The organism is Massilistercora timonensis (genome assembly GCF_048354975.1).
Taxonomy (GTDB): domain Bacteria; phylum Bacillota; class Clostridia; order Lachnospirales; family Lachnospiraceae; genus Massilistercora; species Massilistercora timonensis.
In genome coordinates, this window is the sequence record NZ_DBGCJQ010000062.1 from 1 (window position 1) to 17,589 (window position 17,589).

Here is a 17,589-nt window from a genome sequence, read left to right on the forward strand (position 1 = left end):
ACCCGGGCGGCGGACACCTGTATCGATCAGGGCATACTGGAAGATCTCCTGAAGAAGCAGAAAGCGGAGGTAGTACGGATGGCACTGGAGAATTATGATCTTGAGAAATATGAGAAGGCGATAAAGAAAGAGAGTTATGAAGAAGGATTGGCAGATGGAGAAAAAACCGAACTGGAACATGGGATCTGCCAACTGATCACGGCTCTTCAGGAATTTTCAATCGCAAAAGAAGATGTCCTTCAAACCCTTCAGGAAAAGTATGACCTGTCTGAGGAAAAGGCAGAAGAATATATGAAGAAATATTGGTAGATTCTGGAGATGTATTTAACGAGAGGCGGGGACCGGTGATTGCTCCGAGGCTAACGCTTAACCCCCGCAATCCTCCGGCCCCCGCCTTATCGCCAACTGTCCTAACAAAGGCCTGAAGGGCAGGATTTTGTAGATGTCCTGGCAGAATCAAAACGTACAGAAAACGGTACTAATTGCTTTACTCCGTCAACAATTCTAGAATCCTTCCTCTCTGCGCATCATCCGCACTTCTCTGCGCTTCTTCGCCTTCTCCCACTCTTCCCACTCTTCCTCGGTCTCCAGCTCCAGCCGGGGCACCGGGGTCGGCTTATCGTTGTCGTCCAGAGCCACCATAGTGAAAAAAGCGTGGTTGATGGGCGTCTTTACTCCGTCGATATCTTCCACATAACTGTCCACCTTTACTTCCATGGACGTATTCCCCACATAGGTCACTTTGCCGATGATCACGATCACATCCCGCTGATACGCGCCCCGCAGGAATCGCAAATTGTCCACGGAAGCGGTGGTCACGTTTTTGTGGGTATGGCGCTTTCCCACCACGCCTGCCACCTCGTCGATCCACTGCATCAGGACGCCGCCGAAGAGACGCCCCGCCGCGTTCAGATGGTTGGGTCTTACGATATGCACGGTCTGCACGATTGATTCCGATACTTTTCTGCTTGTCACTGTCATTTGCTCCACCTCACTCTATAGTTTCCGGCAAGTTCCCGGTAAAATCCCATGGTTTTTTCATCCTCGCAGAAGATGGGGAACTGAAGACCATAATTTCCCCAGATCAGCACCTTCCTGCGGCCGCCGTAGAAGCTGGAGAACAGCCACTCTGACGCCGTGATCTCAAAGAAAAAGTCCAGCACCTCCCCGGAGACGGGAAAATAGATCTCCCCTGCCCCTGTGTCCAGAGCCTCTAGCGTCCGTCTCTGATCCGGCGAGAGTCCTGCCAGGAATGCTTCCTTCTGCTCTTTTCCCAGAACCGGATAATAGAAATCCCCGTACATGGCGCCCTGGTTCTGACGCTCCACCTCTCTGAGGAACTCTCTCATATCCTCTCTTGTCTGCGCAGACAAGATCCCGCCTTCGTATTTCCCAAAGGCCTCCTGCACCGTGTCCGCATACAGGTATCCTGCCTTTTGCAGCGCCGCCCTGGTGATGGGTCTGATCCTGGTCTCTGACATGGTTTTCCCTCCCTGTCTTCCAAAAAACTTTGCCGGTATCTTCCGGTTCTATCTTACCATACCGGAAGGGATAAGTCTATTTTCCCACAGATCTTAAGATTTATTGTAGAAATCTCGGGTTTTCCATGGTATCCTAGTTATGGAAAGGACGGGACTTTTTATGAGAAATATCAAACTGACCATAGAATACGACGGCAGCCGCTATCAGGGCTGGAGCCGTCTTGGAAAAAATGAATCCAACAACACCATCTCCAACAAGCTGCAGGAGGTGCTGCGGAAAATGACCGGGGAGTTCCTGATCGAACTGTACTGCGGCTGCCGGACAGAAGCCGGCGTCCACGCTTACGCCCAGGTGGTGAATTTCAAGACCGAGTGCACCATGGATACAGAGGAGATCAAGCATTACCTCAACCGCTACCTCCCCATGGATATAGCCATCACTGAAGTGGATGAGGTGCCGGAGCGGTTCCACGCCCAGCTGGGGGTGATCTCCCAGACTTACGTCTACCGGATGACCATCACCGACGTGCCCAGCGTCTTCGACCGCAGGCATACCTTCCACTGCTTCAAGGTGCCGGACAAGAAGGCCATGCAGCAAGCGGCCATGCTTCTTATCGGAACCCATGATTTCCGGAATTTTGCCGCCTCCAAGTCAGACAAGTCCACAGTCCGGGAGATTCAGGACATCGATATCTATGGAGACGACGAGGAAATGCAGATCCTGATCTGCGCAGACAGCTTCCTTCACAACATGGCGCGGATGATCATCGGCACCTTGCTGGATATCGGATTCGGAAGCCGCAGAAAAGAAGAGATTGAAGAGATTTTTGAGGGGAACAGCGCCGCAAGCGCACCCTGCGATCCCAAGGGATTATATTTACAGGAGGTCCGCTACTAGCGGGCCTCCTGCTTTTCTTCTCGCAGCTTTTCCATGATGGCCGCCAGCTTCTCCGGCGGTCGGCCAAAACCGTATCTTTGATAGAATTCCTGGGCGTCTGTGGTGTGCAGGACTCCGTGGAGTCCTTCCATATCTTCCATCACCTGATCCATCAGCATGGTTCCCAGGCCCTGATGGCGGTATGCCTCATCGATGATCACATCCATAAGATAGAAGGTGGTGGTGTGATCCGTGATCACTCTTGCGTATCCCACCATATAGTCCTGTTCATCATAGACCCCGTAGCACAGAGAATGCTCCATGGCTCCCCGGATCATTTCCCGGGAACGGTTTTTGGCCCAGTAAGACTGGCCCATCAGCGCCACCACCCGCTCCAGGCTCAGTTTCTTCGGGTCTTTGCTTACATAGAAGCCCTTCCGGGGCGCTTCTTTCCTTCCTTCTTGCCGGATCTTCTCCCGGGTCTCCTGGCGCACCGCCTCCCGGAAGCTCTGAAGCTCCGGGACTTCTTTTGCCTCTTTCTCGCCGTGGGTCAGCTGCAGGTCATATTCCAGGGGCAGCCAGGTGGCGATATCCGCCTCATTGTGCTGGATCACCGCTTCCATCTTGTCCAGAGCCCTGGCGATCTTCCCCTCAGGCGTCTCTCCCTTTTCAAATTCCGAAAGTCTCTCCAGGAATTCCCGGCCTTTTTCTTCCGGCAGGATCTCTGCCAGGCGCTTTACTGCCCTTTCTTCTTCCCTTTCATGAACCGCTTCCTTCTCAAAACAGGGCACGTCTCCGGTGACCGCCTCCCCCAGGTCGTGGAGCAGGCAAAGCTCCAGCAGCCGTTCCAGATCGATCTGAGGAAATTCCTCCTTCAGAAGCCAGGCCGCAAGGCCAAGCCGCCAGGAATGTTCCGCCACACTCTCCCGCCGCCCGGAGGAAGTCCAGGAGTGGCGCGGCGCACATTTTAACTGTTCCGCCCTGTGCAGAAATTCCAGGAACCATTCTTCCTTTTTCCCGTGTTCTTCCATCATCTGTTACCCTTCCAGAATCTTCACGAAGAACCGGCGGTTCCTGGGCCCGTCGAACTCGCAGAAATACACGTCCTGCCAGATTCCTAAGATCAGCTGTCCGTTCTCCAGGATCAGAGTCTGGGAAGGCCCCACGCAGCTGGTCTTCAGATGGGCGTGGGAATTTCCTTCCATATGCTGATAGTAGGGCCTGCGGGTGGGGAAGGTCTCCTCCAGTCCGCAGAGCATGTCGTGGACCACATCCGGGTCCGCGTTCTCATTGATGGTAAATCCTGCCGTGGTGTGCGGGGAATACACCACCACGATCCCGTCTTTTACGCCGCTTTCTTCCACGTCTTTGCGGATCATCCCGGTCACCTTGGTCATTTGCTGGGAAGTCCCCGTGGCAATTTGGTGTTCAAATAAATGCATTTTTTATCCCTCCAGATATTTCATCAGTTCATCGTATTGTTTCTTCATCAGACGGTAGCCGTGCTCGTAGAAATGCATCAGCGCGTCATAATTCTTCTCCAGCCGCGACACCGTGGGGATCAAAGGCCGCAGTACGAAGATCTTCCCCTCCTCCTCCAGCTTCTCGATCAGGTTCATCTGCCGGTTGTAGATATAATTTCGCTGGATGGTCACCGACACCAGATTGGGATATTTCTTGTAGGCCCTCCGGTACAGATTGGCCATGGCCCGGGATGTGGGTTTCTTGCGGTATCCCGGGTTCCGGGTCAGGATAAGGACGATCTTGTCGTTCTCCTTCTCCAGCGCCCGCTCGATGGGGATGGAATCTGCCAGGCCACCGTCCAGATAGGGCACGCCGTCAATATTTACCATGGGCGCCAGAAGGGGCATGCTGCTGGAGGCCCGGCACAGCCGCATCAGCATGTCCCGGTTTTCCTCCTCCGTGCGGTACTCCGCCCTTCCGGTGACACAGTTGGTGATCACGATCTCGCACTCCATCTCCGAGGCGAAATAAGTGTCAAAGTCAAAAGGAAAGATCTCATTGGGATACCGGTCGAATACCATATCCATATCCAGCACGCTTTTTTCTTTGATAAAATCTTTCAGTCCAAAATAATAGTTATATTCCTTGTCCTTCTGGATCATACAGTCCCTGGTCCTGCCCGGCTGTCTGGACACATAATCCACCCCGTTGCAGGAGCCTGCGGACACCCCGATCACATGGGACAGATACACATCCTTCTCCATAAGGTAATCCAGCGCTCCGGAAGTAAACACCCCTCTTGTGGCGCCGCCTTCCAGCACCATTGTTCCAGTTATCATCATCTGCTGCCTCCCTTCTTTGTCTTACCTGTTATTATATACCCATTTCCCAAAATGGCAAACATCTCTTGCCATTTCCAGGCGGATTTGTTAAGATAGGCGTTGTACGCCACAGGACATTTTTTATAAGGTAAAAAGGAGTCTTTCAGATTATGATCAGTACAAGTAATGTAACGCTGAGAGTTGGGAAAAAAGCGTTGTTTGAAGATGTGAATATTAAATTTACGGAGGGGAACTGCTACGGTCTTATCGGGGCCAACGGCGCGGGAAAGTCCACGTTCCTTAAGATCCTTTCCGGCCAGCTGGAGCCCACCAAGGGCGAGGTTGCCATCACGCCGGGGGAACGGCTTTCCTTCCTCCAGCAGGATCATTTCCAGTATGATGGATACCCGGTGCTGGATACGGTAATGATGGGCAATGCCAGGCTCTATGAGATCATGAAGGAGAAGGAGGCCCTCTACGCCAAGGAGGATTTCTCCGATGAGGACGGGATCAAGGCAAGCGAGCTGGAGGCGGAATTCGCCGCCATGAACGGCTGGGAAGCGGAGTCCGACGCCGCTTCTCTTCTCAACGGCCTTGGCATTGGGACGGAGCTTCACTACGAGATGATGAAGAACCTGGAAGGCCCGCAGAAGGTAAAGGTGCTGCTGGCTCAGGCCCTCTTTGGCAACCCGGACATCCTGCTTCTGGACGAGCCCACCAACCACCTGGACCTGGACGCCATCGCCTGGCTGGAGGAGTTCCTCATCAACTTTGACAACACCGTGATCGTGGTGTCCCACGACCGGTATTTCCTGAATAAGGTCTGCACCCAGATCGCTGACATCGACTACGGCAAGATCAAGCTATTCGCCGGAAACTATGATTTCTGGTACGAGTCCAGCCAGCTTCTGATCCGCCAGATGAAGGAAGCCAACAAGAAGAAGGAAGAAAAGATCAAGGAACTGCAGGAATTTATTTCCCGGTTCAGCGCCAACGCTTCCAAGTCCAAGCAGGCCACTTCCAGAAAACGGGCCCTGGAGAAGATCCAGCTGGAGGAGATCCAGCCCTCCAGTCGCAAGTACCCTTACATTGACTTCCGGCCCAACCGGGAGATCGGCAATGAAGTGCTCACCGTAGAAGGCCTGTCCAAGACCGTCAACGGGGAGAAAGTGCTGGACAACATTTCCTTCACCCTGAACCGGGAGGACAAAGTGGCCTTCGTGGGCAGCAACGAGCTGGCCAAGACCACCCTCTTCCAGATCCTCTCCGGGGAAATGGAGCCGGATGAAGGCACTTACAAATGGGGGATCACCACTTCCCAGGCCTACTTCCCTCTGGATCCGGGGGATGAGTTCGACAACGATTCCACCATTGTGGAATGGCTGACCCAGTATTCCGAGGAAAAGGACGTAACCTATGTACGGGGCTTCCTGGGAAGAATGCTCTTCTCCGGCGAGGACGGCGTCAAGAAGGTGAAGGTGCTCTCCGGCGGCGAGAAAGTCCGCTGCCTGCTGTCCAAGATGATGATCTCAGGCGCCAACGTGCTGATCCTGGACGAGCCCACCAACCACCTGGATATGGAGTCCATCACCGCCCTCAACAACGGGCTGATGAAATTCCCCGGAGTGATCCTCTTCACCTCCCGGGATCACCAGATCGTACAGACCACCGCCAACCGGATCATGGAGATCGTGCCCGGCGGCAAGCTGATCGATAAGATCACCACCTATGACGAATATCTGGAAAATGATGAAATGGCAAGAAAGCGCCAGACCTACTCTGTTCAGACAGAAGAAGACGATTAAATTAATTGGTAAATTAATTGGGGACGTGGTATTTTCGAAAATACCACGTCCCAGATTGAAAAAACCCTGTCCCTTTTTGAAATTCTTCTACCTCACTCTCTCCGGAAATCCCACTTTTTTCTGTACTTTCCGCAAGGTTTTGTTGGCAAAATAGCCGGCTTTTTCTGCGTTGGCCTTGATGATCCCATCCAGATAAGCCTTATCTTTCTCAAGCCGCGCCACTTCGTTCTGCAGCGGCTTCAGCACTGAGACAACGGCCTCGCCCACGGCAATCTTGAAGTCTCCGTAGCCTTTTCCGTCGAATTCTCTTACGGTCTCTTCCGGCGTCTTCCCAAGGCATGCACTGTAGATATCGATCAAGTTCTTCACTCCCGGCTGCTCATCCCGGTAGAGGATCTGGCCTTCCGAGTCTGTGACTGCCCGCTTGCATTTGCGCATGATGGTGTCCGGATCGTCCAGAAGATAAATGCTGGCGTTGGGGTTCTCGTCAGACTTGGACATTTTCCGTGACGGATCCTGCAGGCTCATGATACGGGCCCCCACTTTTCCATAATATCCCTCCGGGATGGTAAATACATCTCCGTAAATGTTGTTGAACCGCTCCGCGATATCCCGGGTGATCTCCAGGTGCTGCTTCTGGTCGTTGCCCACCGGGACCACATCCGCCTGATACAGAAGAATGTCCGCCGCCATCAGCACCGGATAGGTGAAAAGGCCTGCGTTGATGTTGTCCGCATGTTTGGCGGATTTATCCTTGAACTGGGTCATCCGGTTCAGTTCTCCCATATAGGTAAAACAATTCAGGATCCAGGCCAGCTCCGCGTGGGCGGACACATGGGACTGGTAATAGATACAGTTTTTCTCCGGGTCAAGCCCTGCCGCGATGTAAAGGGTAAGAAGGGTGCGGGCCCGTTTACGCAGGGTCGCCGGATCCTGCCGGACGGTGATGGAATGCATATCCACTACGCTGTAGAAGCACTCATATTCGTCACTCAATGTCACCCAGTTCTTCAGGGCTCCCAGATAATTTCCCAAAGTCAGATTGCCGGTGGCCTGCATGCCGCTGAATAATACTTTCTTATCTCCTATCATGTCTCTTTCCTCCTGTAACTTCTACCACGGCTTGACAACGTCCGTATAGTAGACTTTATTTTCTGAAATAATATCGATTCTTCCGTCAGTCACATCCACTTCCGTGACTCCGCAGTTCTTGTGGACGCCCACGCCCCAGTATTCCGCCAGGGGCTTTTTCTTCAGATTGTTGAGAAGGCCTGCCATGGCCGCCCCGTGAGTGGTGACAAGAACAGTGCTGTCCCGGTACTGCTCCTGGGCGAAAAGCCAGTTGAGAAAATCCCCTGTCCGCTCCCGGACCGCCTGGAAATCCTCTCCTCCTTCCGGCGCCTGGTAGTGGACCGGATCGTCGAAAAACATCTGAAAGGAATCCGGGACATCCCATCCCTCTTTGGAACAGCATTTCCCCTCCAGGACGCCAAAGTTCATCTCCAGGATCCGCTTGTCCTCCAGGATAGGAACATCTCTTCCCTGCAGGATGATCTCTGCGGTCTCCCGCGCCCGCCCAAGGGGACTGGTAAAACAGACGTCGAAGGGAACATCCCTTAACCCTTTGGCTGTCTCTCTTGCCAGGTGCCGGCCAAACTCATTTAAAGGGATGTCTACCTGCCCCTGGATCTTTCTTTCCTTATTCCAATCCGTCTCTCCATGCCGTACAAAATAGATCTTCATGCCGCGCCTCCTTCACGTACCTTGTAAGTATACCACATCTTTTTCCCTTTTACATAGTAAAATCGTCGAAAAAATGCTATACTCTGTAAGAAAGAAAGGAGAAATGAACATGGAAAAGATCACAAGCTTCACCATAGACCACATCCGGCTGATCCCCGGCGTCTATGTCTCCCGGATCGACTATGTAGGGGAATATCCGGTGACCACCTTTGATCTGCGCATGACCAGCCCCAACGACGAACCGGTGATGAACACCGCGGAAATGCACGCCATCGAACATCTGGGGGCAACATTCCTGCGCAATCACCCCACATACGGGGACAAGATCCTGTATTTCGGCCCCATGGGCTGCCGCACCGGATTCTATCTTATGCTGAACGGCAAATACAGCTCTGCGGACATCGTTCCCCTGATAAGGGAAATGTATACATTTATCGCTGAATTTGAGGGGGAGATCCCCGGAGCCGCGCCAAAAGACTGCGGCAATTATCTGGATATGAATCTTCCCATGGCCCGGTATCTGGCCCGGAAGTATCTGAAAGAAGTGCTCACGGATATCCGGGAGGAACAACTCCGGTATCCGGAATAAATTTCAAAAGGGGACAGGGTTTTTTCAATCTGGGACGTGGTATTTTTAAAAATACCACGTCCCCAATTATTTACAAGCCTACTTCAATGCCCATAAAAACCCGAACTGCGGCAGTTTCACCCGGTCCTTCTCCAACCTCTTTTTCTCCAGCAGATCCTGGTACTCTCCCGGCTCCGGGAAATATATTTCTTTCTCCCAGTCTGTGAAGTTAAAGATCCCCACCAGGGTCTTTCCTTCATATTTCCGCATCAGGCCCAGCACGCCGTCGTCCCCGGTATCCCAGGTGCACACCTGGGCGTCCGGGCCGAGGATGGCTTCCTTCTTCCGCAGTTCTTCCATCTGGTGGAGCGCCTGGAAGATCCGGGCCTCCACAGTCCCTTTCTTCTTTCTCTGCTCCGCCAGATCCCAGCGAAAGGCTCCCCGGTGGATATACCGGGAATCCTCCCGCTTCCTTGGATCTTCCTTATAGCTGTAGTCGTTCACCTGGCCAATCTCATCGCCGCTGTAGATCATGGGCAGCCCCCGCTGCAGGAACATGTAGGCGTGGAGCATAAGATCCTTGCGGATGGCTTTCTCCATCTTCGCCGCGTCTCCTTCAAACCCGGCGCTCTCAATGCCGCACATGGAAGCCGCCGTCCCACAGAACCGGGCGTCCATGGTGACAGGATCGTCATTGTAGAGTTCGCCCCGGCTCTCGCTTCCCGGGAAATTCCCGGTGAAATAGTCGTTCAGGAACCGCTTGTGGGGCACTTCTTTCATCTGCCAGCTGCTTAAGGTCCCGTAGTCCAGCCCCCATCCGATGTCGTCGTGGCAGCGCAGATAGTTAAGAAATGTATACTCTTCCGGCAGCTGGTTGACGATATCCAGCTGCTGCTTCAGAAGCTTCGTGCCCTGCACAGCCACGCTGTGCCAGGTGGTGGCCATGGTGGTCACATTGTAGAGCATGTGGCACTCCGGCTTCTCTACCGTTCCAAAGTAGGGAACCACCTTGGCCGGCTCCATCACCACCTCGCCCAGAAGCGCCACCGCCGGGCAGACGATCTCCCCGATCATGCGCATCATCCGGACAATGGTGTGGACCTGCTTCAGGTTCCGGCAGCTGGTCCCCAGCTCCTTCCAGATATAGGGCACCGCGTCGATCCGGATGATGTCCATCCCCTGATTGGCAAAAAACAGGAAATTATACATCATCTCGTTAAACACCCTGGGATTGGCGTAATTCAGATCCCACTGATAAGGATAAAAGCTGGTCATTACATAGTGACCGATCTGAGGCAGCCAGGTAAAATTCCCCGGCGCCGTGGTGGGGAACACCTGGGGCACCGTCCGCTCAAATTCCTGGGGGATCTGAGGATTGTCGTAGAAAAAGTACCGGCTCATGTACTCTCCCTCTCCCGCCAGGGCCCTTCTGGCCCACTCATGCTCATCAGAGGTATGGTTCATGACAAAGTCCATACACACATCGATCCCCCGGTCATGGCACTCCCGCGCCAGATCCGCCAGGTCCTCCATGGTCCCAAGATCCGGGCGGACCTTGCGGAAATCCGCCACCGCGTAGCCGCCGTCCGACTTCCCCTCCACCGTATCCAGGAAGGGCATCAGATGGATGAAGCTGGCGTTGCACTCCTCCACATAGTCCAGCTTCTCCCGCACTCCTTTCAGATTGCCGGCAAAGTTGTCAATATACAACATCATCCCCAGCATCCGGTTATTCCGGTACCACTTGGGATTCTTGCTTTTCTCCCGGTCTCTTGCCTTCAGATCCGTCCGCCGCTTCTGGTAGAATTCCCGCATCTGGTCGCACAGCTCCGCGTACATGGAGCCGTTGTTGTAAAGCTCCATGTAAAGCCACCGCAGCTCCTCCTCATGTTTTGCAAAACGGGTCTCAAATTCCTTGTTGATCTTCATATCTTCTCCCTTATATCGGGGACGGGGTATTTCTGAAAATACCCCGTCCCCATTCCCTCTTTTATTGTTTCAGATACATCTGGTAAGCCAGATATTCTCCCTCCTCAATGGGAAGCGGGATCCCCGCTTCCATCAGGGCGGCGCCGCTGTAGCTTTTCCCGGTCTTCTCATCCCGGTAGATCTTTTCCGGCGCAAGCCCCTGCAGACGGATATAATTTACCGTCATATTTCCGTGCCGTCGGATCATCACGGCACTGATCAGCACATCTTTCTTATCTTCCGATACAAAGGCCCATGCCCCCACCTCGTCGGTCTGGGGGTTTGTGAGCCGGTAGTAATCTCCATTCTGGATCAGCGGCGCGTATTTATGATACGCCTCCACCTGGAGCCGGACTTCCCGCTTCTCATCCTCGGAAAGCCTGCCAAAATCCAGTTCATAGCCAAAGGTCCCCGCCATGGCCACGATCCCCCGGGTTCGCATAGGCGTGATCCGCCCGGTCTGATGGTTGGGCACCGCCGATACGTGGGCCCCTATGGAAGAAGCCGGGTAGATAAACGAGGTCCCGTACTGGATCTCCAGCCGGTCGATGGCGTCCGTATTGTCACTGCACCAGATCTGAGGCGCGTAATAGAGCATCCCTGCGTCAAACCTTCCGCCTCCGCCGCAGCACCCTTCGATCAGCATATCCGGATACCTCTGGATCAGCCGCTCCAGGAAATCATAGACCCCCAGCACATAGTCGTAGAGAAGCCGTCCTTGCTCTCTTCCCGACCAGGAGTAAACATCGTTGATACTGCGGTTCATATCCCATTTGATATACTCCACATTTCCCTGGTCCAGCACGGCGCAGATGGCGTCAAACACATGATCCCGGATCTCCTTTCTGGAGAAATCCAGCACCAGCTGGTTTCTTGCCCGGATGGGGTTCCTGCTTGGGATCTTCAGCGCCCAGTCCGGGTGCGCCCGATAGAGATCGCTGTCCTCAGAGATCATCTCCGGTTCGATCCAGATACCGAACTTCAGCCCCAGGTCATTGACCCTCCGGATCAGCTCGCCCATGGTACAGCCAAGCTTCTCCTCGTTCACCGTCCAGTCTCCCAGGCTGGAATTATCGTCGTCCCGCTTCCCGAACCAGCCGTCGTCCAGCACCAGCATCTCAACGCCCAGCCTCGCCGCCTCTTTGGCCAGCCGGCAGATACTTTCCCCGGTAAAATGAAAATAGTCCGCCTCCCAGCTGTTCACCAGGACGGGGCGCACCTGATCCCGGTATCTGCCCCGGCACAGATGTCTGCGGAAGCACCGGTGGAGATTCCTGGACAGCCTCCCGAATCCCTGATCCGAATAAGTCAGCACCGTCTCCGGGATCACAAAGGTCTCTCCTTCATCCAGCGGATAGCTGAAAAATGCCTCCGAAAGCCCCATGATGGCCCGGGTCTGATTAAACTGATCCTTCTCAATCTCGCATTCAAAATTCCCGCTGTAGACAAACACCATGCCGTAACACCCTCCGGACTTCTCGTCCGTATTGGGTCTCGCCAGGATCACCGCAGGATTGTACTGATGGCTGGAAGCGCCTCTGCTGCTGCGCACCGCCTGTTTCCCGTGATGGACGGGCGTTCTCTGGAAATTCCGCTCCATGGCGTGACGCCCGTAGAAACTGATCATGTCGTACTCTCCGTCCAGGAAGTCCAGACAGGCGGAAGCCGCTTTATTTACATAAATGCGGTCAGGACCCCCGTTGGCGATCCTGACACTTCTGGTAATGATATCATACTCCGGAAGGACCCCGTAGAGCAGAACTGCCTGCACCTTTGTCACCGGGTCCTCCAGCAGGACCTCCAGGGTCTGCGCCTCTGTATCAGAGGCATAGACCGCGGGAAGTCCTTCTAATCCATATTTTCCGTCTGTGATCTTATGGCTCTTGTAGCGAAGATCACAGCAGTAGCTTCCGTCACCGTTCTGAACCGTCAGCGCGGTAACCCGGAAATCACCGGTCCCCCGTTCCGGGAACTCCTGCGGGAGCGCATCCAGCGAATAAGTCCGGTCTCCCTGTACATCGTAGGGATTTCCTGAAAATCCCCGGTCATAGTAGGTCAGGAGATAATCCATATCCCCGCTGACCTTCTTCCCATAGTATAAATGTATAAGGAATCCATAGGCGTCCACCTGAAACTGATAGGTGGTACTGGCCGTCTCCAATGTAAATATCCGTTTCTCTTCCTGATATGCAATTCCCATTTGTGTGCTCTCCTTATGATGTCTGGTATTTCTTATTTTACCGCTCCATTTACCACACCATTCAGGATCTGTTTCTGGCAGATAACGTAGAAGATCAGGATGGGGATCAGGGCCAGCAGATAGGACGCGAACGCCAGGTTATAGTTGGTTCCAAACTGAGTCTGGAAGTTCAACTGTGCCAGCGGAAGCGTATTCTGTCCGGTTCCTGCCATGATGATCAACGGCGTCATCACGTCGTTCCATACAGCCAGAGCTGTGATAATGGCTACCGTCGCGTGCATGGGCTTCATGATGGGGAAGATGATCTTCCAGTAGGTGCTCCATGTGGTGGCGCCGTCAACTTCCGCGGCCTCCTCCAGCGCGATGGGGATATTTACCAGGTATCCTGAATAGAGCAGAACGTTCATCGGCATATAGAATACCACATATAGAATGATAACGCCAGCCCAATTTGCAAGTCCCAGTTCCGCGGTCTGCTTTGCCAGAGGCATCATCAGGATCGCGAATGGAACAAACATACCACTTACGATAAATAAGTACACGAATTTATAAAATTTGCTGTGAGCCCGGTTTCTTCCGATGGCGTATCCCATCAGGGAGTGGATCAGGATGGAAAGGACCACCGTCACTACTGTGATCAGGATACTGTTTCCAAGAGAATGCCAGAAATCGGTGACTTCCATGGCCTCGGCAAAATTGCTGAAGCTCCAGGTCTTCGGGAGCGACAGAATGCCGGAAATGCTGTTGGTCATATCTGACTGCTGTTTGAAGGCGATCACAATGGCCATATACAATGGTAAGATGATGGTGCTTAAGCCCATGATCAACAGGACCATAACCGGCCAGTTTGTTCTATGTCCAATTCTTGCTTTCATTATAACTGCTCCTCCTTCCTACTGGATATCATCATCTGAGCGGCGGAAAGAGCCACGATCACGATGAAGAAGATCACTGCGTTGGCGCTCTGGTAACCAAAGGCTCCGCCCTTCATACCGTTGTTATAGATCAGGAAGGAGATGGACTCGGTGCTCTGTGCGGGACCTCCCTGGGTCATTGACATGATCTGGTCGAATACCATCAGGAAGTTCTTCACACACAGAACCATGTTGATGGTAAAAAACGGGATGATCAGCGGGAAGGTCAGGTGCCGGAACCGCTTCCATCCGGTGGCGCCGTCCAGGTCGCCTGCCTCATACACATCCTCCGGTACAGTCTGCAGACCGGAAATGTAGATGATGGTGTTCATGGCGATGTTCTGCCAGCAGCAGACGATCACGATGGCAAACCAGGCCAGGTTCTCATTGGAGAGCAGGCTCTGGCTCAAAACCGGGCTTCCGATCATCTGGCCAAGGGCCGGGATAATGTAAGTAAAAAGATACTGGAAAATGTAACCTACAACCAGAGCTCCCAGTACATTTGGCAGGAAGTAGGCTGCCCGGAAGAAGCTTTTTGCCCGGATCTTGCTGTTTAAGCCCAGGGCCAGCACCAGGCTGATCACGTTGGTCAGGATGGTGGCCACTACCGCCAGTTTGAAGGTAAAGAGATAAGAACCTCCGATACGGGGATCGCCAAACAGATCCAGATAATTGCGAAGCCCTACCCATTCATAAGTTCCAAAACCTTTGAAATTTGTAAAACTATACATGATACCCCGGATCAACGGGATGGTGTTAAAGCACACGAACAGCGCCAGGATCGGTATTGTGATCAGAAGGTATGTCCGTTTCTTATTGTTTTTCATTCTATCCCCACTCCTTTCCTACTCTGCACTGCCATGTTCTTCTTCGTATTCCTGGACGGTACGGATGGTGTCACGGTTGTAACGGGCCCAGTCCTTATCGAATCTTGCCAGGAATCCGTCCATATCATGGTCGATCACATAGGTCTGCAGGATGGCGTCCACTGCCATCTCCGACGGATAGTAGTGATCCTGATAATCGGTCATGTTGCCGGACTCGATGTACTCGGTCATACCATCCAGCATGCTTCCCAGCTTGTAATCTCCCTCTTTGCAGGCGATGGCGTTCTGGTCGTCAATATATGCCTGGATGTTGTCGTCCTCATACAGGAAATCCAGCACTTCATAAGCGGCTTCCTTGTTCTCGCAGGCTGCCGTCACGCTGAATCCAAGGTCGATACCGGAGTTCAGGGTGTTCCCGTCAGGATCGTCGTTGGCCGGCATAACGAAAGAGTCGATGTTCATGTCCGGATTTACGGACTGGATCTGCGGAACCGCATAGCTTCCGATGGGGTACATGGCCGACTCGCCGTTGGCAAATGCGGTACATGCGTCGTTATATCCATAGGCTACCGGGTCGTCCGGACCATACTCCATAAGCTGAATGTATTTCTCCGCTGCCTCCCGGTATTCCTCGGTGAAGGTGGTCTCACCCCGGTTCACCTGCTTACACACGTCCGCAGGCGCCAGATCTACCGCGATGGCATTCCAGGGCGCCAGACAGGTCCAGGTGTCACGGAATCCAAAGTAGAAGGGAAGGATCCCCTCTGCCTTTATCTCCTCGCACAGGTCTATCAGTTCATCCCAGGTAGTAGGAATCTCCCAGCCGTACTCCTCAAACATGTCCTTGTTATAAAGAATACCTGCCGCATTGGCCATATAGGGAGCGATAAAGGTTCCTTCTGCCGGAACGGTCTCCAGGCCTTCCGCAATGTCGATGTAGGACTGCTTGATGTCTGCCATCCCCTCCCAGTCAGACAGGTCGGCCAGGATCTCCGCGTCTACATAATAGGAATAGTTGATATCGCCGCCGATACCGATGATATCCGGATAATCCTCACGGATAAAACGGGTCCGCATGATGGTGGACGCATCATTTGGCGAATCAATGGTCAGATGAATGTCGTCATGGGTTGCATTAAATTCTTCTTCCAGAGCGTCAAAATAGTCGGTGGCTTCCATCTTGTACTGGATGATCTCGATCTCAGTCTTGCCGCTGCTGTTGCTGTCCCCGCATCCCGCAAGGAGCATGGCGGCCGTCATGCAGCCGACTAAAAGTACGCTTACTGCCTTTTTCCCCTTTCCCATGTTTTCTCTCTCCTTTCTTTCATCTGCAATCACTTTGCATGCTGAAATTATTATATCATTCTACCATTTTTACTAGAATATCAGCATTTTTATGTTTTCATACCCATATGCTATTTTTCATAAAAATGATTGAAGGCATCTAGCATTTTGGTATATAATACAGAAAAGGGAGGGATTTTTACATGAGTGAGCACATTTTTACCATGCTTCAAAATGAAAATTTTATCGATCTGGTCCTGTTCCAGTGCGGCTGGGAACAGTGCGCTCCCGCTCACTCCTGCGGACCCATAGCCAAGTCCCACTATCTGTTCCACTATGTGATCTCCGGCACCGGCACCCTGGAAGCAGAAGATTCAAAAGGGGTTACCCGGCATTACTCCATCCGCTCCGGTCAGGGCTTCATGCTGTTCCCCGGCCAGGTGTGTTCCTATACGGCAGACCGGGAGATCCCCTGGGAATATACCTGGCTGGAATTCGATGGCGTCCGGGTGAAAGAAGCTCTGCAGGTGATCGGCCTTACCCCCGGCAATCCCATCTATCACAGCCATTCCAAGGATCTTCGCCAGCTTATGATGGAAGAGATGCTCTACATTGTCCACCACGGTAAAGAAGCCCCCTACCATCTCCTGGGCCACGGCTTTCTGTTCCTGGATTACCTGACCCGCTCCATGGCTCCCTTTCAGGGCGCTTCCAGCGGAAAGATCCAGGACTTCTATATCAAAGAAGCCGTCACCTTCATTGAACAGAACTTCCAAAATGATATATCCGTGGAAGACATCGCCCGGCACTGCGGCCTGAACCGCAGTTATTTCGGCACCCTCTTCCGCCAGTCCCTGGGACAGACGCCCCAGGAATTCCTGATCCAGTACCGGATGGTCAAAGCCACAGAACTTCTGAAGCTTACCCGGCTCTCCGTCCAGGATATCGCAAGCGCCGTCGGGTACAGCAATCCCCTTCATTTTTCCCGGGCCTTCAAAAAAGTATACGGTAAATCCCCCCGGGTATGGAGATCCGAACATCAAACGGGGACGTAGTATTTTTAAAAATACCACGTCCCGGATTAAAAATACCCTGTCCCTTTTTGCAATTTTCAGATCAAATCACACAATTCTTCCGGCCTGGATATGATCCGTTCCGCGCCGGCTTTCTCCAGTTCTTCCCTGCTGCCAAATCCATACAAAACGCCGATACAGGGCAGGCCTTCCTTCCTGGCGCCGGCCACATCGTGCTCCCGGTCTCCCACCATCACTGCTCCGGACCGGTCCTCAATTCCACAGGCACTCAGTGCATAGGCGATCACTTCTGCCTTCGTTCCCCGTCCGCCGTCCAGTTCCATACCGGCCACATATTCAAAATAAGGAGCCAGTCCAAAATGATCGATGATCCGCCGGGCAAAGGGCTCCGGCTTGGAAGTGGCCACGATCAGCCGCTTTCCTCGGTTCTTCAGCTCTTTCAGCGTCTCTTCCATCCCCTCATATATCCGGTTCTCGAAGATCCCTTTGTCCCGATAATATTCCCGGTAAAATCCCACCGCTTCCAGCGCCTTCTCTTCTGAAAATCCGTAAAAATCCCGGAAAGAATCGGTAAGCGGCGGACCTATAAACCGATACAGGCTG

The 17,589-nt window shown here is 53.1% G+C and carries 17 protein-coding genes and 1 pseudogene; 5 read left to right on the top strand and 13 right to left on the bottom strand.

What is annotated here, in order from left to right:
• Positions 1-309: pseudogene (locus ACML7B_RS05505) on the top strand (hypothetical protein); the annotation flags it as partial.
• Positions 310-504: 195 nt separating this feature from the next.
• Here ACML7B_RS05505 and ACML7B_RS05510 read toward each other — a convergent pair.
• Both ACML7B_RS05510 and ACML7B_RS05515 read right to left on the bottom strand, forming a co-directional pair.
• Complete coding sequence (locus tag ACML7B_RS05510) at positions 505-981, bottom strand: acyl-CoA thioesterase (RefSeq protein WP_418539667.1); 477 nt, start codon at positions 979-981, stop codon at positions 505-507.
• Positions 978-1,481: a hypothetical protein gene (locus tag ACML7B_RS05515; protein ID WP_418539669.1), complete on the bottom strand. Its 504-nt coding sequence runs from the start codon at positions 1,479-1,481 to the stop codon at positions 978-980. Before ACML7B_RS05515 ends, ACML7B_RS05510 begins: the two co-directional genes overlap by 4 nt.
• 160 nt (positions 1,482-1,641) lie before the next feature.
• Between ACML7B_RS05515 and truA the strand changes: the two genes are divergently transcribed.
• Positions 1,642-2,379, top strand: a complete 738-nt coding sequence (gene truA / locus ACML7B_RS05520) for a tRNA pseudouridine(38-40) synthase TruA (RefSeq protein ID WP_418539672.1) — start codon at positions 1,642-1,644, stop codon at positions 2,377-2,379.
• Here truA and ACML7B_RS05525 read toward each other — a convergent pair.
• The 3 genes from ACML7B_RS05525 to ACML7B_RS05535 are packed head-to-tail and all read right to left on the bottom strand — an operon-like array spanning position 2,376 to position 4,664.
• Complete coding sequence (locus ACML7B_RS05525; protein WP_418539674.1) at positions 2,376-3,392, bottom strand: GNAT family N-acetyltransferase; 1,017 nt, start codon at positions 3,390-3,392, stop codon at positions 2,376-2,378. The two genes, truA and ACML7B_RS05525, sit on opposite strands and share 4 nt — an antisense overlap.
• A gap of 3 nt (positions 3,393-3,395) precedes the next feature.
• Entirely contained in the window at positions 3,396-3,800 is a 405-nt protein-coding gene (locus tag ACML7B_RS05530; RefSeq protein ID WP_418539676.1) for a secondary thiamine-phosphate synthase enzyme YjbQ, read from the bottom strand.
• Between the two features lie 3 nt (positions 3,801-3,803).
• The gene (locus tag ACML7B_RS05535) at positions 3,804-4,664 is read right to left on the bottom strand and encodes a patatin-like phospholipase family protein (protein WP_418539678.1); all 861 of its coding nucleotides are present in this window, start codon (positions 4,662-4,664) and stop codon (positions 3,804-3,806) included.
• A gap of 149 nt (positions 4,665-4,813) precedes the next feature.
• On the opposite strand from ACML7B_RS05535, the gene ACML7B_RS05540 reads away from it, so the two are divergent.
• Positions 4,814-6,448, top strand: a complete 1,635-nt coding sequence (locus ACML7B_RS05540; RefSeq protein ID WP_418539681.1) for an ABC-F family ATP-binding cassette domain-containing protein — start codon at positions 4,814-4,816, stop codon at positions 6,446-6,448.
• 87 nt (positions 6,449-6,535) lie between these two features.
• Here the strand turns inward: ACML7B_RS05540 and trpS are convergent, their stop codons facing one another.
• Positions 6,536-7,540 (bottom strand): tryptophan--tRNA ligase, encoded by a 1,005-nt coding sequence (trpS, locus tag ACML7B_RS05545; protein ID WP_418539683.1) that lies wholly within the window; start codon positions 7,538-7,540, stop codon positions 6,536-6,538.
• A 21-nt stretch (positions 7,541-7,561) separates the two neighbouring features.
• The gene (locus tag ACML7B_RS05550) at positions 7,562-8,191 is read right to left on the bottom strand and encodes a histidine phosphatase family protein (protein ID WP_418539684.1); all 630 of its coding nucleotides are present in this window, start codon (positions 8,189-8,191) and stop codon (positions 7,562-7,564) included.
• A gap of 109 nt (positions 8,192-8,300) precedes the next feature.
• On the opposite strand from ACML7B_RS05550, the gene ACML7B_RS05555 reads away from it, so the two are divergent.
• Positions 8,301-8,780, top strand: a complete 480-nt coding sequence (locus tag ACML7B_RS05555; protein ID WP_418539686.1) for an S-ribosylhomocysteine lyase — start codon at positions 8,301-8,303, stop codon at positions 8,778-8,780.
• Between the two features lie 78 nt (positions 8,781-8,858).
• On the opposite strand, the gene ACML7B_RS05560 is transcribed toward ACML7B_RS05555, so the two are convergent.
• The 5 genes from ACML7B_RS05560 to ACML7B_RS05580 all read right to left on the bottom strand — a co-directional run bounded on the left by ACML7B_RS05560 (position 8,859) and on the right by ACML7B_RS05580 (position 15,973).
• The gene (locus ACML7B_RS05560; RefSeq protein WP_346708513.1) at positions 8,859-10,688 is read right to left on the bottom strand and encodes an amylosucrase; all 1,830 of its coding nucleotides are present in this window, start codon (positions 10,686-10,688) and stop codon (positions 8,859-8,861) included.
• A gap of 61 nt (positions 10,689-10,749) precedes the next feature.
• Complete coding sequence (locus ACML7B_RS05565) at positions 10,750-12,927, bottom strand: alpha-galactosidase (protein ID WP_418539689.1); 2,178 nt, start codon at positions 12,925-12,927, stop codon at positions 10,750-10,752.
• A 32-nt stretch (positions 12,928-12,959) separates the two neighbouring features.
• A complete protein-coding gene (locus ACML7B_RS05570) occupies positions 12,960-13,802 on the bottom strand; it encodes a carbohydrate ABC transporter permease (protein WP_106788395.1) in 843 nt (280 codons plus the stop codon).
• Complete coding sequence (locus ACML7B_RS05575) at positions 13,802-14,668, bottom strand: carbohydrate ABC transporter permease (RefSeq protein WP_418539691.1); 867 nt, start codon at positions 14,666-14,668, stop codon at positions 13,802-13,804. The genes ACML7B_RS05570 and ACML7B_RS05575 overlap by 1 nt, the downstream gene beginning before the upstream one ends.
• Positions 14,669-14,686: 18 nt before the next feature.
• Complete coding sequence (locus tag ACML7B_RS05580; RefSeq protein WP_418539693.1) at positions 14,687-15,973, bottom strand: ABC transporter substrate-binding protein; 1,287 nt, start codon at positions 15,971-15,973, stop codon at positions 14,687-14,689.
• Positions 15,974-16,155: 182 nt separating this feature from the next.
• Between ACML7B_RS05580 and ACML7B_RS05585 the strand changes: the two genes are divergently transcribed.
• On the top strand, positions 16,156-17,007 hold the full coding sequence (locus ACML7B_RS05585; protein ID WP_418539694.1) for an AraC family transcriptional regulator: 852 nt from the start codon (positions 16,156-16,158) through the stop codon (positions 17,005-17,007).
• A gap of 56 nt (positions 17,008-17,063) precedes the next feature.
• On the opposite strand, the gene ACML7B_RS05590 is transcribed toward ACML7B_RS05585, so the two are convergent.
• On the bottom strand, positions 17,064-17,589 hold a 526-nt coding region (locus tag ACML7B_RS05590), incomplete at its 5' end, for an HAD-IA family hydrolase (RefSeq protein WP_418539695.1).

Excerpts from the sequence above, each read along its gene's own strand:
- ACML7B_RS05535 (WP_418539678.1), bottom strand. The coding sequence starts at position 4,664 with ATGATGATAACTGGAACAATGGTGCTGGAAGGCGGCGCCACAAGAGGG.
- ACML7B_RS05550 (WP_418539684.1), bottom strand. The coding sequence starts at position 8,191 with ATGAAGATCTATTTTGTACGGCATGGAGAGACGGATTGGAATAAGGAA.
- ACML7B_RS05510 (WP_418539667.1), bottom strand. The coding sequence starts at position 981 with ATGACAGTGACAAGCAGAAAAGTATCGGAATCAATCGTGCAGACCGTG.
- ACML7B_RS05555 (WP_418539686.1), top strand. The coding sequence starts at position 8,301 with ATGGAAAAGATCACAAGCTTCACCATAGACCACATCCGGCTGATCCCC.
- ACML7B_RS05560 (WP_346708513.1), bottom strand. The coding sequence starts at position 10,688 with ATGAAGATCAACAAGGAATTTGAGACCCGTTTTGCAAAACATGAGGAG.
- ACML7B_RS05540 (WP_418539681.1), top strand. The coding sequence starts at position 4,814 with ATGATCAGTACAAGTAATGTAACGCTGAGAGTTGGGAAAAAAGCGTTG.
- ACML7B_RS05565 (WP_418539689.1), bottom strand. The coding sequence starts at position 12,927 with ATGGGAATTGCATATCAGGAAGAGAAACGGATATTTACATTGGAGACG.
- ACML7B_RS05580 (WP_418539693.1), bottom strand. The coding sequence starts at position 15,973 with ATGGGAAAGGGGAAAAAGGCAGTAAGCGTACTTTTAGTCGGCTGCATG.
- ACML7B_RS05575 (WP_418539691.1), bottom strand. The coding sequence starts at position 14,668 with ATGAAAAACAATAAGAAACGGACATACCTTCTGATCACAATACCGATC.
- ACML7B_RS05585 (WP_418539694.1), top strand. The coding sequence starts at position 16,156 with ATGAGTGAGCACATTTTTACCATGCTTCAAAATGAAAATTTTATCGAT.
- trpS (WP_418539683.1), bottom strand. The coding sequence starts at position 7,540 with ATGATAGGAGATAAGAAAGTATTATTCAGCGGCATGCAGGCCACCGGC.
- truA (WP_418539672.1), top strand. The coding sequence starts at position 1,642 with ATGAGAAATATCAAACTGACCATAGAATACGACGGCAGCCGCTATCAG.
- ACML7B_RS05525 (WP_418539674.1), bottom strand. The coding sequence starts at position 3,392 with ATGATGGAAGAACACGGGAAAAAGGAAGAATGGTTCCTGGAATTTCTG.
- ACML7B_RS05515 (WP_418539669.1), bottom strand. The coding sequence starts at position 1,481 with ATGTCAGAGACCAGGATCAGACCCATCACCAGGGCGGCGCTGCAAAAG.
- ACML7B_RS05530 (WP_418539676.1), bottom strand. The coding sequence starts at position 3,800 with ATGCATTTATTTGAACACCAAATTGCCACGGGGACTTCCCAGCAAATG.
- ACML7B_RS05570 (WP_106788395.1), bottom strand. The coding sequence starts at position 13,802 with ATGAAAGCAAGAATTGGACATAGAACAAACTGGCCGGTTATGGTCCTG.